Source organism: Streptomyces sp. NPDC007025, assembly GCF_042869455.1.
GTDB lineage: Bacteria > Actinomycetota > Actinomycetes > Streptomycetales > Streptomycetaceae > Streptomyces.
The window spans coordinates 74371-89841 of sequence record NZ_JBIAFT010000010.1 but is presented as its reverse complement, the minus strand read 5'-3'; the positions used below and the strand labels follow the sequence as shown (position 1 = coordinate 89841).

Sequence of the window (15471 nt, the reverse complement as noted above, 5' to 3'; positions counted from 1 at the left end):
TCAGTGCTCCTCGACCAGTCGCGCGTACGGGCCCCGCGCGGCCAGCAGTTGCTCGTGCCGTCCCCGCTCCACCGCGGTTCCGCGGTCCAGCACCACGATCTCGTCGCTGTCCCGAACAGTGCTCAGCCGGTGCGCGATCAGCACGCAGGCGCAGCCGCGCCGCCGCAGGTTGTCGATGATGACGGCCTCGGTCTCGGCGTCCAGCGCGCTGGTGACCTCGTCCAGCACCAGGATGCTGGGCCGCCGCACCAGAGCGCGGGCGATCTCCAGCCGCTGCCGCTGGCCGCCGGAGAAGTTGCGGCCGTCCTGCTCGACCCGGCTGTGCAGGCCGCCGGGGCGGCGCGCCACATCCTCGTGCAGCGCGGCGTCCCGCAGCGCCTCCGCCACCGCGTCGTCGGTGATCGAGGGGTCCCACAGCGCCACGTTGTCCCGCACGGTGCCCTCGAAGAGGAACACGTCCTGGTCGACGAAGGACACGGAGGCGGCCAGCGCTCCGCGCGGCAGGTCCTCCAGCCGCCGCCCGTCGATCCGGATGGTGCCCTCCCACGGGGTGTACAGACCGGCGATCAGGCGGGAGACGGTGGACTTGCCGCTGCCCGAGCCGCCCACCAGCGCGAGCTGCCGGCCGGGCCCCACGGCCAGCGACAACCCGCTCAGCAGTGGCTTGTCCAGCGGGTTGTAGCCGAAGGTGACGTTCTCCAGCGTCACGTGCCCGGCCAGCCGCCGGGTGCTGGCGGGCGGCTCGCGCCGGGTGTAGAGCGGATCGGCGGGGAAGGTCTCCACGTCCTTGAGCCGGGCGACGTCCGCGGCGAAGTCCTGGATGCGGCCCGCAACCGAGTTCAGCCGCGTCAGCGGCGCGGTGAAGCTGGTGACCAGCGCCTGGAACGCGACCAGCAGCCCTGCCGTGATGGCTCCCTCCACCGCCCGCGTCCCGCCGATCAGCAGGATCAGGGCGCTGTTGAGGGTGGCCAGGGTGGGCGCGGTGACGGCCAGCGCGGCGCTCGGCACCCCCAGCCGCTGCTGCACGTCGAGGGTGCCGGCGTGCCGTCCCGCCCAGCGGCGGAAGTAGCCGTCCTCCCCGCCGGTGGCCTTCATCGTCTCGATGAGCTGCAGACCGCTGTAGGAGATGTTGGTCAGCTTGGCCCGTTCGGCGCGCAGCTTCTGTGTCCCGGTGGCCCGCATCCGCACCACCACCCGCATCGCCACCACGTTCAGCAGTGCCACACCCACGCCGACGAGGGTCAGCTGCGGGTCGTAGGTCCACAGCAGCGCCGCGTAGCCCACCACGACCACCGCGTCCACCCCCGCCGCCGCCAGGTCCCGGGCCAGCGTCTCGGCGACGGTGTCGTTGGACTGCAGGCGCTGGACGAGGTCGGCCGGGTTGCGTTGCGCGAAGAAGGTCACCGGCAGCCGCAGCAGATGCCGCAGGAACCGGGCGCTGCTGAGCGTGGAGGAGATCAGCCGGGCACGCAGCAGGTTGCCCTGCTGGATCGCGGTCAGCACGCCGGTCAGCAGGACGGCGGCGCCCATGGCGGTGAACAGCACCTTCAGCAGCGAGTCCTGCCCGCCGAAGACGAAGCTGTCGATGTAGGTGCGGCTGAGCGCGGGCACCGAGGCGCCGACGACGACCAGCAGGAAGCTGGCCACCAGCGCCGCGAGCATCGCGCCCGAGGTGCCGCGCAGCCGCGCGGGCAGCGCGGCCGTCACCCCCGGCCTGCGGCCGCCCCGGCGGAAGTCCTCGGCGGGCGTGAAGGTCAGCACCACGCCGGTGAAGGAGGAGTCGAACTCCTCCATGGGCACGAATCTGCGCCCGCGGGCCGGGTCGTTGATGTGCACTCCGCGGCGGCCGAAGCGGCGGCCGAGCCCGTCGAGGACGACGTAGTGGTTGAACTCCCAGAACAGGACGGCCGGCGCCCGCACCTCGGCCAGCGCCGCGGGCTCCATCTGCATCCCCTTGGCCGTCAGCCCGTAGCCGCGTGCGGCCTTCAGCAGGCTGCTGGCCCGGGAGCCGTCCCGGGAGACGCCGCAGGCGATGCGCAGTTCCTCCAGCGGCACGTGCCGCCCGTGGTGTCCCAGCACCATGGCCAGCGCCGCGGCGCCGCACTCGACGGCCTCCATCTGGAGCACGGTGGGCGTCCGCACACTGCGCTGCTTGCCCTTGGGCGCGGCCGACGACCGTCCGGTGCGGAGCGCGGGCGCCGGGCCGCTCCGGTGCCTGCGCCGGTGCTGCTGCGCGCGCTGCCGCGGGCCCGGCTCCGGGTTCGGTTCGGGGGCCTGCTCGGGGGCCCGTTGACGAGCGGTCACGGCAGCAGCCAGTCGACGGGCCGCTGCGCCGCGAGGTGGACGGCTCCACGCACCGGCGTGGCGGACTCGGGCGCCGACTCGGGACCCCCGCCCCGGGACCAGACGTATCCCGAAGCCGTCGAGGCGGAGCGGTCCAGCCGCACCTGGACAGCCAGCGGGCGGCCCCCGCGGGTGAAGCTGCGCGCCAGCTCCTCGTCCCCCAGGAAGCCGCTGATCTGCTCCTCGCTCTGCGGAGTCCGGCCCACGGCCCGCACCGTGCCGCGCAGCAGGCCGTACCGGTCGGCGGACACCGAGCCCACGGTCAGGTCGACCGTGGCGCCCACTCGCACGGTCGTGCCCTTGTCGGCGGGCACGTAGACCATCGCCACCAGCGGATCGTCCGGCCCCTTGACGCGCTCGACGGTCGCCACGTCCGCGCCCGTGGTCACCACCGCGCCCGTCTCCGCCGCCAGGGACGTCACCCGGCCGCGCGCCACCGCGCGGACGGCGCGCACGCCGCGGGCCGTGTGCACGCTCACCACCGGCGCGCCCTTGTCCACCCGCTGCCCGGCCTCCGCGTGCACGGCGGTCACCTGGCCGGAGACGGGGCTCTGCAGCAGATAGCTGCCCTCGGCACGGGTCAGGACGCCGGGCGCGGTGAGCTTGGACGAGACGGTTCCGGTGACGGCCCACACGCAGCCCGCCGCCATCACCACGAGTGTGACGACGAGGACGAGCAGGCCCTGCGGCCGTGCGAAACGCACCGGAACGTCGAGTTCTTCGGGCGACTGCAACTTGGCAAGCGCCTTCTTGCGGAACTCCACGGCACCTTCCCTTACCTTTCCTTCACGCGATTTCCGCGATCGTTCACCGGGATGTCGAAAGCGGCACGTGACCGTGCGCATAAGCCCCGGAACGAGGTTCCGGGGCTTATGCATGGCCCCACGTCAGAGGAATTGGGAATACTTCCGGGACGACGCGGGAAAGGTGTCGGTCAAGGACACCTGTCTCCTGACCGAGAGGTCAGGACTGAGCGCCGAGGGAGACGCCGACGCTCGGCAGGCCGTCGGTGCTCACACCGTTGACGGTGTTGCCGACCAGGCCCTCGACGCCGTCGACGGTGCCGCCGACCGAACCGAGGGTCTCGTTCAGCAGGCCGCCGGAGACGGCGTCCAGCTCGGCGTCGGCAAGCTCGGCGGTCTCGATCTGGTGACGCATGAATGCGCTTCCCTTCATTGCTTTCGGGTTATGAGGGGGACTCGCCCCGGGCGGCGCAAAATGCCGATCAGGGCGCTCATCAACCGGGCGTTGGGCACATCCGGAAAACCGGACGAACACGAACCGGTAGCACTGGTTCCGCCCGACTGCCCAGAAAGACAAACACGCCGCCGCAGTTGCCCGCCACTTGAGGCGCCACTCGTCTCAAGATCTCCACATGGTGCACTGCCTGTCGATGAAACGGCACAGCCCTGCCCCCTTGTGCGGCGTTTCCGGAGAGTGGTGTCCCGGGGGCCGCGTGCGATCCGCGCGGCGCCGACGGGAGCCGACGAGAGGCCGACGAGAACCGGAGGGCGCCCGGGCACCCGATATTCTCGGCGGGATGCGCACCGTCCACCGGCGTACCCGGGTCACCACTCGCAACGCACGCTTCCAGCAGTGGCAGGCCCTGCTGACGAACCGCACCAAGCGGCAGCGCGCGGGGGAGTTTCTGGTCCAAGGGGTCCGTCCGATCTCGCTGGCGGTGGAAGCAGACTGGCCGATCAGCGCCCTGCTCTACGCCGAGGGCCGCAGGCTGTCCAAGTGGGCGCACGACCTCCTCGACTCGCCCGCCCCCGGCGAGCGGGTCGCCATGGCCCCCGAACTGCTGGCCGAACTCAGCGAGCGCGAGGAGGGCGACGCCGAACTCGTCGCCGTCGCCGGACTGCCGCAGGACGACCTGTCCCGCATCCCCGTCGGCCCGGCCTTCCTCGGCGTCCTCTTCGACCGTCCCACCAGCCCCGGCAACATCGGAACCCTCATCCGGGCCGCGGACGCCTTCGGTGCGGACGGGCTCGTCGTCAGCGGCCACGCCGCCGACGTCTACGACCCCAAGTCCGTCCGCGCCAGCACCGGCTCCCTCTTCTCGCTGCCCGCCGTCCGCGTCGGCTCCCCGCGCCAGGTGGACGACTGGCTCTCCGGCCGCGGCGTCACCGTCGTCGGCACCGACGAACACGGCGAGACCCCGCTCTTCGACGCCGACCTGACCGGCCCGCTCCTCCTCCTGGTCGGCAACGAGACCACCGGCCTCAGCGCCACCTGGCGACAGCGCTGCGACCGCACCGTCCACATCCCCATGCACGGCGCCGCCTCGTCCCTCAACGCCGCCGGCGCGGCAACGGCAGCCCTTTACGAGGCAGCCCGCCAGCGCCGATGAGCGGCCCCGGGACCGGTGCGGCGCGGAACCGGCCCGTCCGCCGGTGCGGTTGACCTGGCGCCCGAACAGGCCGGTAGGGTGCTCGTTTCGTCACGGTACGCACATGCGCGGAGGGGTTGCGGAGTGACGGTCAACGGGGGATCGAGTGCACTGAACACCAAGGGGGAATACGTTGTCCTTCGAGGAGCAGCGGGGGCATACCAGCGAGTCGGCCCGCATGAGACTTGACGGAGCACCGGGCCATCAGGAGGGTTCGGGCCGTGCCGACCTGGCCGTGACCCCGGCCGACAAACGCGCGGCAGCGCACTATATCGAGACGGACTTGGGTCCGGCCGTGGTCCGTGAGGGTGGACAGGCGGTGACGGCGTCCACGGACGTGTTCGGAAGCAGCAACACCACGCCTGGTGTGCTGCGGGGCTGGGACACCCGGAAGGGGCTCGACTTCTGCCTGGAGCGCTGGGACGAGGCGGCGAAGAAGGCCGCGACTCGGCTGCGCAGCGAGATGCACGCCCTCAACGCGACGAAGACCGTCTTCCAGAATCAAGAGGTCGACCGCGTCCGTGGATTCGGCAGCGTGGCGTCCCCGGACGGCGGAAGCCGCCTCGACGACTTGTGAGGGTGGGGCTTTCATGGAGCTGACGTACCACGACGTCATGAACGCGAATTTTTCCGCTCTGAGCGAGACGGCCAAGAACTGGCGTGCGATGGGGAAGCGTTGCGGCACGCTGCGGGACAACTACCGTGATCATGTGCGCGGCAAGCTAAAGGGGTGGTCAGGCGAGGCTGCGGACGCTTTCTGGAAGTCGTCGAGAACAACCCTCCACGAACTCTCCGCAGCGAAGCACCAGGCGAAGAAGATCGCCGATTTGCTGGACGATTCGCACAGTCGACTGACTGAGGCTCGGGAGCACCTGAAGAAGGTCCGCGACCAGGCTGTCAAAGACGGCATGAAGGTCGACGCGTACGGCAAGTGCAATCTCGACACCAGCGAAATGACTGAGGAAGAAGCGCAGAGCGCGCTTCGTGATCCTGGCCGTGCAGGCGAGGAGACCAAGTGGAACCACCGCATTCAGAATGCCGTCAAGCACGTCGACGATGTCGACTACGACAATATGAAGGCACTCAAGGCCGCGGCGCGGGACAAGGACGGCAAGGGGGAGTCGGGCGGCTTCAATGGGAAGGCTGTCGGCGACGTCGAGAAATACGCGGCCCATCGCGCATCCGACTTGGCCGCTCGACTGGACTCCGCGAAGGAGGGCGGTGGGCTGAGCCGTCAGGAGCGCCACGAACTTCAGGTGATGCTGCGCGAGAACGCTGACGACAAGCAGTTCAGCCGCACCATGCTCAACTCCCTCGGGCCTCGCGGTCTGATCGATGTCACGAACCAGATGAACGCCCTCGCCTACCGGGCAGGCGGGACGAGCCCAGCCCGCTCCCAGTACCTGGGCATGGAGAAGACACTGGCCGATACCTTGGCCACGGCCACCAAGGTACCGGTGTTCAGGGACGGGAACGGCAAGAAGATCAAGCTGAGTTCCTCCGAGTACGGCAAGAAGTACACCGCTTGGCTGCACAGCAAGGACGGACACTTCTACGACGAGTGGCGCGAGGGGATGCGCAAGGCCGGTGCGGAGAAGTGGACGATCGAGAACAAGGAGCCGGGAGGCATTGGTGGGACTGCCACTTACGGCCGCGGCTACCAGAGTCTACTCACCCTGATGAAGCACGGGGACGGGTATTCTCCGCAGATGCTTTACGACCTCGGAGATGATCTGCGTTCGGCCGAGGACAAGGATCCCAATATCTGGGATCACATGGGATTCGGGAAGAAGGGATCCGACGGTGGTCCCCCCGAGATGGCAAGCAAGCACTTCGAGAACGACCCCTATGACGGCCTGTTGAAGATCATGTCCAAGGACCCGGATGTTGCCGCAGGCTACCTGGATCCCGCCTCGGACGCGGACCTGACGGATGAGAAGGTGGAAAAGAATGACCGGCTTGAGTATCTCCTGAAGGATCGGGACTGGAAGATCGTGGACACCGGTGCCCACGACATCACGGATGTCGTCGACAAGGACGCTCGAGACGGACTGGAGGCGGCATTGAGGGCTGGTGCCACGGGCCGACTTCCGGATGCTGCATCGCCGACCTTTTTGCCGAAGCATTCTGAGGCGAATGCCGGGGTCATGGAGGAAGTTGTTCGCGTCCTCGGTAAGCCTGCGGAGGATGGTGAAGAGCATCTCCTCAGCAAGGACGGCGATCTCGCCGACATGCGAGGCGCTCTCGGGGAGATTGTCGCCGACTATCCTGCGGATGTGCAGCGGAATGTGACCGGTGATGACGAATACAAGACGAATGGGGCTACGGCGCGCTTCGGAGCGGAGGATCTTGAGGGGTTTCTGAATAAGTTGGGCAGAGATCCCCACGCCCACGGCGTTATCCAGACTTCGCAGCAGATGTACTCTCTTGATCACTTGCGCGATGTGCTGGGTGAGATGAAGCCGGGAGTAGACAGAGGTACGGCTGAGAACCTCGCCGGAGATGCGGTGGCCGGTGCGGCTCATGTCTCCGGAATTCTCAGCGAGGCGAAGGCGGACGCGCTCTTCGAGGATAAAATAGGTGATGACCGGGAATTCAACGAGAAGGCGGACAAGGCGAGCAAGTGGGTGAACAGGGTAATTGGCCTGGGTACTGGCAGTTTCTTGAGTGAGGGACCGGCGGCGCAGTTGTCGACACCGGTTGGCTGGGCTCAGGCGGATGCGAACGAGGCGATTATGAAGCTGATCAAGAAAGATATCCCCCGGGAGGTGCACGTCACTGAGGACGAGACTAGATATCAATATGTAGATTCTCAAACCAATATGAGAGATTTCGCCCGTGACTGGGCTGTGCAGTACGGAAAAGAAGTCGGCTTGGAGGGGGATATTCTTGCGGGGGTCAAGGACGGTGCGCGCAGGGAAGCGCTGGATGCCTTTCAGAGGGGCTCCCACTCTGCCGGGCAGCACGGCAGCGCGCCCCCGAGCCAGTAGGGGCGTCTCCGGTATCGGGCGCCGTCGGGGCGCTCTGCTGATCGCTGTCGCCTCGGTGCTGGTATTGGCTTCGTGCGCCGGGGAACCCGAGCGGGAATATGCGGTCCCTGAGCGCCTGTGCGGTCTGGATCTGGGACAGGAGAACTATGTGGCTCTCTTCGGTTCCGGGAAGAAGCTGGAGAAGGATTCTCTCGCCGAGTGGGGGGAGAGGCATGTGACGGCGCAAGGCTGTCGCTACCTGGTGGACGGCCTCCCCCAAGTCGGTGTGGTCGGTGGCTGGGCCAAACAGAACGACGAGGTGGCCCCTTCGACCCCGAATGAGCAGATCAAGGCGCACAACACTCCGGAGAAGCCGCGGAGATACAAGGGGCCGTATGAGGTGGCCACCTGGTCCGGCGGGGCTGTCGCCGCTGTGGACTGCGGGCGGCCGAACGGGGATCCGGACAAGGACTTCACCCGGTTTCTGATCGACGTCAGTGCGGACGAATCTCCTCTCAGCGAGGATCCGGACCGTGCTCACGAAGCGTTCGGCAAGGTGGCGGAGCTCGCCATGGCGGAGGTCGTGGGGAAGCTGTCCTGCCGGGCGGGGAGCGGGTCGGCCGAGTGAGGTCCGGCGCGCGGGTGGGCGACGTGATCACCCTCACGAGGTGGACGCCGGGTAACCTCCGGCGGGCGATGGCAGGATGCGCCGTATGACTTCTGCTGCCTCGTCCGATGCCAAAGCCGCCGCACCCAAGAAGGACCCCTGGGAGCTTCCCGATGTGTCCGGGATGACGGTGGGGGTGCTCGGGGGCACCGGGGACCAGGGGCGCGGGCTGGCCTACCGGCTCGCGCGGAGCGGGATGGCCGTCACCATCGGGTCGCGGGCCGCCGAGCGGGCGCAGCAGGCCGCCGACGAGATCGGGCACGGTGTGCGCGGCGCGGACAACGCCGCCTGCGCCCGGGAGTCCGACATCGTCATCGTCGCCGTCCCGTGGGAGGGGCACGCCAAGACGATCGAGTCGCTGCGCGAGGAGCTGACCGGCAAGCTCGTGGTGGACTGCGTCAACCCGCTCGGGTTCGACAAGAAGGGCGCCTACGCGCTGGTGCCGGAGGAGGGCAGCGCCGCCCAGCAGGCCGCCGCGCTGCTGCCGGAGTCGCGGGTGACGGCCGCGTTCCACCACCTGTCCGCCGTGCTGCTCTCCGACCCGGAGGTCGAGGAGATCGAGACCGATGTGATGGTGCTGGGCGAGGTGCGGGCGGACTGCGAGATCGTGCAGGCCCTGGCGGCCCGGATTCCCGGGATGCGCGGGGTGTTCGCCGGGCGGCTGCGCAACGCGCACCAGGTGGAGTCCCTGGTGGCCAACCTCATTTCCGTCAACCGGCGCTACAAGGCGCACGCGGGCGTCCGGCTCACCGACATCTGAGGAGCGGAGCGGGGTGGGCAAGTGGCGGATCCCCGGCGGCGGGCTGACGGTCGCCGTCGTGATCGCCGCCGTGCTCGCGAGCTGCTCCGGCCTGGGCGAGGACGGCGACGGTGGCGACGCCGACGGCGGTGACAACCGCGGTGACGGCCGGAGTGAGCGGTCCGCGTCTGCGCCGCTGAGTGTCTCCGCCGTCCGGCGGATGGCCGCCGAACCGGGATCCCGCTGCCCTGTCCGCTACGACATGGCTGCTGCGGCGCGGGCGGCGGGCGTGCACGGTGCGGTCGAGGACGGTGCCGTCGAGGGCGAGCTGCCCGACGGCGCCGACTCGCCGCTGGCGCAGTCGGACGGGGCGCTGGTGGACTGCGGTTACCGTCTCGGCAAGGAGCAGGTGCGCCTCTTCACGGTCGGCGTCACCAAGGGGTACGCCGTCAGCGTGCTGCTTCCGCAGATCCAGCACGACGCGGGCATCCCCATGGACGACCTGCTCGCCTACGCGGGCCGGGCGCAGCGCGCGAAGGGGGGCGAGGCCCTGCTCACCTCCAGCGGGAACGTCGCCGCGGTGCGGCTGCCGGTCACCGGGCAGGGCGATGTCGCCCTCGTCCTCAGCATCGGCGAGCACCGCACCCGGCTCTCCCGCGACCAGGTCGCGGATCTGGCCACCCGGCTCGCGGAGCAGGCCCGTGGCCGGGCTCCCGAGCAGAGTCCGCCGGCCGGCCGGCGCGGCTGACGCCGGTCCTCCTCTCGTACCGACGCCGCTGGCTCTTTCGTGTACTGACGGCCGTCGGAACGCGGAGGTCCCGGGCCGGGCGCGTCGCGGACATGCGGCCGCGCCACCCCGACCATGATGGGGTCGGCGAAGAGGGGGCGCGGGGCGCGCCCGCCGGGGAGGCAGCGATGGCACAGCAGCCCGAACCCGCCTCCGGGCGGGCCGGGACGACGGCGGACGAGGAGCCGTACACGCCGGATCCGCGGCGCTGGAAGGCGCTGTCGGTGTGCCTGATCGTCGGCTTCATGTCCCTGCTGGACGTCTCCATCGTGAACGTCGCACTGCCCGCGATCGAGAAGGGGCTGGCCGCCTCGCAGTCCGCCCTCTCCTGGGTCGTCTCCGGATACGCCCTCACCTTCGGGCTCGTCCTCGTCCCCGCCGGCCGGGTCGGGGACGCGCTGGGCCGGCGCACCGCCTTCCTCGGCGGGCTGGTCCTGTTCACCGCCGCTTCCATGGCCTGCGGCTTCGCCCAGGGAGCCGGCTGGCTGGTGGGGTCACGCGCGGTGCAGGGCGTGGGCGGCGGGCTGCTGATGCCGCAGATCTCCGGAATGATCCAGCAGCTCTTCCGGGGTGCCGAGCGCGGCAAGGCGTTCGGTCTGCTCGGCTCCACGATCGGCCTGTCCACCGCCGTCGGACCGCTGCTGGGCGGGCTGCTCATCCAGATCTTCGGCGCGGCGGAAGGCTGGCGCTGGGTCTTCTTCGTGAACCTGCCCATCGGCATCGTCGCGTTCCTGCTCGCGCTGCGGCTGGTGCCGCACGCCTGTGCCGAGCGCGACACCGGGCACCGGCACAGCCTCGACCCGGTCGGTGTGGCGCTGCTGGGCTCGGGGGTGCTCGCGCTGATGCTGCCCCTGGTGGAGGAGCGGCAGTGGCAGGGCCAGGGCAAGTGGCTGCTGGTTCCCGTCGGCGCGCTGCTGATCTGCGCGTTCGTTGGGTGGGAGCGGGTCTACCAGCGGCGGGGCCGGGAGCCCCTGGTGGACCTGCGGCTCTTCCGGGACCGCTCGTACTCGCTGGGCGCCCTGCTGGGGCTGGTCTACTTCGCCGGGTTCACCACGATCTTCTTCATCTTCACCCTCTTTCTGCAGAACGGCATGGGCTACACCGCGTTGCAGGCCGGGCTCACGCTGACGCCCTTCGCCGTCGGCTCGGCGATCTCGTCGGCGATCGGCGGCCGGTTCATCACCCGCGTGGGCCGTCCGCTGATCGCCGTCGGGCTGGGTCTGGTCCTGACCGGTCTCGCGGGCGCGGCGCTCGCGGTGCACGAGGTGCAGAGCAGCGGGGTGGGCTGGGCGCTGACCGGGCCGATGCTGTGGGCGGGGCTCGGCTCCGGGCTGGTCATCTCCCCGAACCAGACGCTGGCCCTGCGCTCGGTGCCCGTCGCGCAGGGCGGGGCGGCGGGAGGGGTGATCCAGACCGGGCAGCGGATCGGTTCGGCCGCCGGGATCGCCGCGGTGGGCGCGGTCTTCTTCGCCCGGCTGGCCGGCAGCCGCAACTGGGCGACCGCACTGGACTACGGTCTGCTCACCGCCGTGTGCTTCGTCGCGGCCGCGCTGGTGGTGGCCGTCGCCGACGTCCTGTACGGGCGCCGCGCCGCCCGCCGGGAGGGGTGAGGGACAATGTCGGGTGCGCACATCCGTGCGTACGCAGCGCACCACCGCACCCCTCGTTGGAGACCGAGCCATGCCAGCCCCCGCCCGCCGCATCCCCAAGGGCCTCGCCCGCTACGCGACCCTCATCTGCGCCCTGGCCGTCGTCGCGGCCGTGGTCTCCTTCGCCAACGGGAGCTGGCTCGGTGTCGTCTGGGTACTGCTGGCGGGCCTGACCTCGAACATGGCCTGGTACTACCACCGCCGGACGGCGCGAGCCGCGGAGCGCCAGGACATCTGAGGCGGCTCGCTCAGGGCACGAGCACGTTCTGGGGTTCGCCCTCCCAGAAGCGGAAGTACTCCAGCCCCAGGTAGGTCTCCGGTTCGGAGACGTCCATACCCCGCAGCAGGGTGTCGACGAAGTCCCAGAAGACCTCGTTGACCTGCGGAATCCACAGGCACCCGAAGACGATCAGCAGCCCGAACGGGGTGAGGGGCTCGGCCTGCTGCCGGGCGCGGGGCGACAGCCAGGGTTCCAGGACGCCGAAGCCGTCGAGCCCCGGTACGGGCAGCAGGTTCAGCAGCGCCGCGGTCACCTGGAGCAGTGCGAGGAAGGCCAGCGCGCAGCGGAAGGTGACGGGGACGTCGTGCATGGCGCCGAGCCAGAACGGTGCCGTGAGCACGGCCGCGAACAGCGCGTTCGTCAGCGGTCCGGCCGCCGAGATCAGGCTGTGCTTCCAGCGGCCCCTGATCCGGCCGCGTTCGATGTAGACCGCACCGCCGGGCAGGCCGATGCCGCCGAGGACGACGAAGAGCACCGGCAGCACGATGCTGAGCATGGCGTGCGTGTAGTGCAGCGGGTTGAGCGTCAGATATCCCTTCGCCCCCACGGACACGTCTCCGGCCCGCAGCGCCGACCGCGCGTGCGCGTACTCGTGCAGGCACAGCGAGATGATCCACCCGGAGACGACGAAGAAGAACACGGCGACGCCCGTCACCTCGGCCCAGCCGGACCAGACGGCCCAGCCGGAGACCGCCATGATCGCGACGAGCCCGAGGAAGACCGGACTGATCCGGTGATGGTCCGGGTGGGTGGCGGTGCTGGTCATGGGGCCAGACCGTACCCGCAGTGGCCGGGCCCCGCGAACCCCGCGCCCGACACCGGCCGTTGGTGCGCGGGGAACGGGGCATCGACCCGTATCGGACGCTCTGCACCCCGTGTGTCCTGCCGCCGCCGGGTCCGGCTCGGTCCCCGCGCTCCGCGGCGGCCCCGGAGCAGTGCTACGGCGCCCCCGCGGCGGACTTCGGCGCTGCTCCGGGCGCTGCGGGGGACGTTGCGCGGGAGGTCGCGGAGGACGCTGCCGGGGGTTCCTCCGCCGTCGCCGCCCCGCGTGCCCCGGCCGCCACCACCCGTCCGCCGCGCCGCCCTGCCAGGGACACCATTGTGACGCCGCCGATCAGCAGCGCGGCGGCCAGGGCGTCCGGCGCGGTGATGCGCTCGCCCAGCAGCACCGCTGCCGAGGTCATACCGAAGACCGGCACCAGCAGCGAGAAGGGTGCCACGGCCGAGGCGTCGTAGTGCCGCAGCAGGAACCCCCAGGCGGCGAAGCCGAAGAGGGTCGCGGCCCAGGCGACGAAGCACACCGCGCCGAGTCCGCCCGGGTCGAGGGAGCGCAGCGCCGCGAGGTCGGCGGCGGGGCCTTCGAAGAGGAGGGAGAGCACTGCCAGCGGCAGCGGCGGGACGAGACTCACCCACACCATCCACGAGAGCGCGTCCGGGGGTGCCGCCTTCCGGGTCAGCACGTTGGACACGCCCCAGGCCGCGGCCGCCGCGACGACCAGGAGGAAGCCGCCCAGCGGGCCGGTCGAGCCCTGTCCCGCGCCGGCCACCGCGATCCCGGCCAGCGCCACCGCCATCCCCGCCAGCCGTACCCGGCCGAGTCGTTCGTGCAGGAATGCGGCGGCGAAGACGGCGGTGAAGACCGCCTGCACCTGGAGGACGAGCGAGGAGAGTCCCGCGGGCATCCCGGCGCGCATCCCGATGAACAGCAGCCCGAATTTCGCCACCCCCAGGGCCAGCCCGACGGCGACGATCCAGCGCAGCGCGACGCCGGGGCGGCGGACGAGGAAGACGGCGGGGAGCGCGGCGACCAGGAAGCGCAGCGCGGAGAAGAGCAGCGGCGGGAAGTGCCGCAGCCCGACGTCGATGACGACGAAATTGACACCCCAGACGCCGGTGACGAGGACGGCGAGGGCGCAGTGGAGGGGACGCAGACGCATGCTCCGATCGTCGCGGGCCGGACCGTTCAGTACCAGCACAGGCTTCTTCATGGTTGGATTCAGCAATACTGAATCGTCCGTGCCGCTGGACCGTCGTGCCCGCCGTGCGGGCACGGAATCCGGAGAGGGGCGCAGAGACGTGCTCGACCTGTCCAGACTGCGAGCGCTGCACGCGGTCCACCTGCACGGTTCGGTGGGCAAGGCCGCGCAGGCACTCGGCTACACCCCGTCCGCCGTCTCCCAGCAGGTCGCCAAGCTGGAACGGGAGACCGGCACCGCGCTGCTGGAGCGGGCGGGGCGCGGGATCGCCCTCACCGACGACGCGCTGATGCTGGTGCGGACCGCGGAGGAGGTGCTCGGCCTCGTCGAACAGGCCGAGGTCGCGCTGGAGCAGCGCAAGGGGCACCCCGCGGGCCAGCTGCGGCTCGCCGCCTTTCCCAGCGGCGCCCGCGGGCTGATGCCCCGCGTGCTGGCCGAACTCGCCGCCGACCACCCGCAACTGGACCTGCGGATGTCGGAGGTCGATCCGCATCTGTCGGTGGGGCTGGTGGCCAGAGGTGAGATCGATCTGGCCCTGGCCCACGACTGGGACATCACCCCGATGCCCGCACCGGAGGGGGTGCGCAGCGTTCCGCTGGGCGTGGACACCTGCGAAGTGCTGGTGCCGGCCGGGCATCCGCTGGCCGCGTTGGACATCCTGGAGACGGCGGACCTGGCCGGCCGGCGCTGGGTGTGCCAGCCGCCGGGCACCCTCTGCCACGACTGGCTGCACACGACGCTGCGCACCGCGGGCCAGGAGCCGGATGTCGCCTACTACGTGGCCGAGTTCCAGACCCAGGTCGCCTTGGTCGCCGCGGGGCTGGGCATCGCCCTGCTGCCCCGGCTGGGGCGGGGTCCGCTGCCCGACGGGGTGGTGCTGCGCCCCCTGGAGCCCACGCCCACCCGCCGGTTGTTCGCGGTCACCCGCGACGGGCTGCTGCGTCGCCCGGCGGTCAGGGTGGCGCTGCGCGTCCTGCGTGAGGCGGCGAGCGCCGTTCCCTCACCCGCGCGCTGCCAATGCCACCGACAGGGTGGTGTGGACTCGCTCAAAGAGTGACGTTACGGAGGATTCCGGGCCAGAAGCCGCGATGCCTGCTGTTCTGAACCGGTGCGAGTGCACATCTCCCGACGTCCCGCCGACAGAGGCGGAGCAGACACGGGAAGAGGAAAGGACAGCCAGATGAGGAAGTCGGCAACAACCCGCCGCGCACGGGCCCTGACCGTGGTGGCGGCGATGGCGACCGCGCTGGTGGGCATGGCCCCGGTGGCGGCGGTCGCCGGTGACGGGCCTGACGGCGGTCACCACCACAAGCGCGGCTACGTCTGCGACCGGCTGGAGTGGGACCACCGCGACCACCACCACGCCGCGGTCGGCAGCGGCCGGTGCCACGCGATCAACGCCCCGCGCCGCGGCGACATCCGCGGTCCGTTCACCATCAAGACGCGGCACGGCCACCACAAGGTGCTCTGCGTGAGCAGGCACGGCGGCTCCGGCTACGCCAACACCCCCAGGTGGGTGCGCGGTAAGGACTGCCGCCGCGCCTGACCGGCGGGGCACGCCCCGGGCCGGGCGCACGGACTCCACCGTGCTCCCGGCCCGTTCGGCGTCCGGTGGCCCGCGCACGACGCGGCGGCCCGCGCCTCGATCCCGTGCGCGCCCCACCCGGCT

At 70.6% G+C, this 15471-nt stretch carries 15 protein-coding genes; 10 read left to right on the top strand and 5 right to left on the bottom strand.

The features are described from left to right. The 3 genes from ACFYMO_RS20315 to ACFYMO_RS20305 form a co-directional block, all read right to left on the bottom strand. Positions 1-2142 (bottom strand): NHLP family bacteriocin export ABC transporter peptidase/permease/ATPase subunit, encoded by a 2142-nt coding sequence (locus tag ACFYMO_RS20315; RefSeq protein ID WP_388548154.1) that lies wholly within the window; start codon positions 2140-2142, stop codon positions 1-3. A 158-nt stretch (positions 2143-2300) separates the two neighbouring features. After that, positions 2301-3107, bottom strand: a complete 807-nt coding sequence (locus ACFYMO_RS20310; RefSeq protein WP_388547839.1) for a DUF2118 domain-containing protein — start codon at positions 3105-3107, stop codon at positions 2301-2303. 199 nt (positions 3108-3306) lie between these two features. Continuing rightward, positions 3307-3501 (bottom strand): hypothetical protein, encoded by a 195-nt coding sequence (locus ACFYMO_RS20305; RefSeq protein ID WP_074998460.1) that lies wholly within the window; start codon positions 3499-3501, stop codon positions 3307-3309. A gap of 382 nt (positions 3502-3883) precedes the next feature. On the opposite strand from ACFYMO_RS20305, the gene ACFYMO_RS20300 reads away from it, so the two are divergent. From ACFYMO_RS20300 to ACFYMO_RS20265, 8 genes are all read left to right on the top strand, one after another. Further along, positions 3884-4696, top strand: coding sequence for a TrmH family RNA methyltransferase (locus ACFYMO_RS20300; protein WP_366770604.1), 813 nt, complete (start codon positions 3884-3886; stop codon positions 4694-4696). 217 nt (positions 4697-4913) lie between these two features. After that, positions 4914-5312, top strand: a complete 399-nt coding sequence (locus ACFYMO_RS20295) for a hypothetical protein (protein ID WP_366770603.1) — start codon at positions 4914-4916, stop codon at positions 5310-5312. Positions 5313-5325: 13 nt separating this feature from the next. Then, positions 5326-7725, top strand: coding sequence for a DUF6571 family protein (locus ACFYMO_RS20290; RefSeq protein WP_388547834.1), 2400 nt, complete (start codon positions 5326-5328; stop codon positions 7723-7725). A 148-nt stretch (positions 7726-7873) separates the two neighbouring features. Continuing rightward, the gene (locus ACFYMO_RS20285; RefSeq protein WP_366770601.1) at positions 7874-8332 is read left to right on the top strand and encodes a hypothetical protein; all 459 of its coding nucleotides are present in this window, start codon (positions 7874-7876) and stop codon (positions 8330-8332) included. A gap of 85 nt (positions 8333-8417) precedes the next feature. Next, positions 8418-9131, top strand: coding sequence for an NADPH-dependent F420 reductase (gene npdG, locus ACFYMO_RS20280; RefSeq protein ID WP_366770600.1), 714 nt, complete (start codon positions 8418-8420; stop codon positions 9129-9131). A gap of 13 nt (positions 9132-9144) precedes the next feature. Beyond that, a complete protein-coding gene (locus ACFYMO_RS20275; RefSeq protein ID WP_366770599.1) occupies positions 9145-9858 on the top strand; it encodes a hypothetical protein in 714 nt (237 codons plus the stop codon). 167 nt (positions 9859-10025) lie between these two features. Next, on the top strand, positions 10026-11507 hold the full coding sequence (locus ACFYMO_RS20270) for an MFS transporter (protein WP_366770598.1): 1482 nt from the start codon (positions 10026-10028) through the stop codon (positions 11505-11507). A 70-nt stretch (positions 11508-11577) separates the two neighbouring features. After that, positions 11578-11784, top strand: coding sequence for a hypothetical protein (locus tag ACFYMO_RS20265; protein ID WP_366770597.1), 207 nt, complete (start codon positions 11578-11580; stop codon positions 11782-11784). Between the two features lie 10 nt (positions 11785-11794). On the opposite strand, the gene ACFYMO_RS20260 is transcribed toward ACFYMO_RS20265, so the two are convergent. Both ACFYMO_RS20260 and ACFYMO_RS20255 read right to left on the bottom strand, forming a co-directional pair. Beyond that, on the bottom strand, positions 11795-12592 hold the full coding sequence (locus ACFYMO_RS20260) for a site-2 protease family protein (RefSeq protein WP_366770596.1): 798 nt from the start codon (positions 12590-12592) through the stop codon (positions 11795-11797). 172 nt (positions 12593-12764) lie between these two features. Beyond that, a complete protein-coding gene (locus ACFYMO_RS20255; protein WP_366770730.1) occupies positions 12765-13757 on the bottom strand; it encodes an EamA family transporter in 993 nt (330 codons plus the stop codon). Between the two features lie 145 nt (positions 13758-13902). Between ACFYMO_RS20255 and ACFYMO_RS20250 the strand changes: the two genes are divergently transcribed. Further along, positions 13903-14859, top strand: coding sequence for a LysR family transcriptional regulator (locus ACFYMO_RS20250; protein WP_366770595.1), 957 nt, complete (start codon positions 13903-13905; stop codon positions 14857-14859). Between the two features lie 123 nt (positions 14860-14982). Continuing rightward, on the top strand, positions 14983-15348 hold the full coding sequence (locus ACFYMO_RS20245; RefSeq protein ID WP_366770594.1) for a hypothetical protein: 366 nt from the start codon (positions 14983-14985) through the stop codon (positions 15346-15348). Positions 15349-15471: the final 123 nt, after the last annotated feature.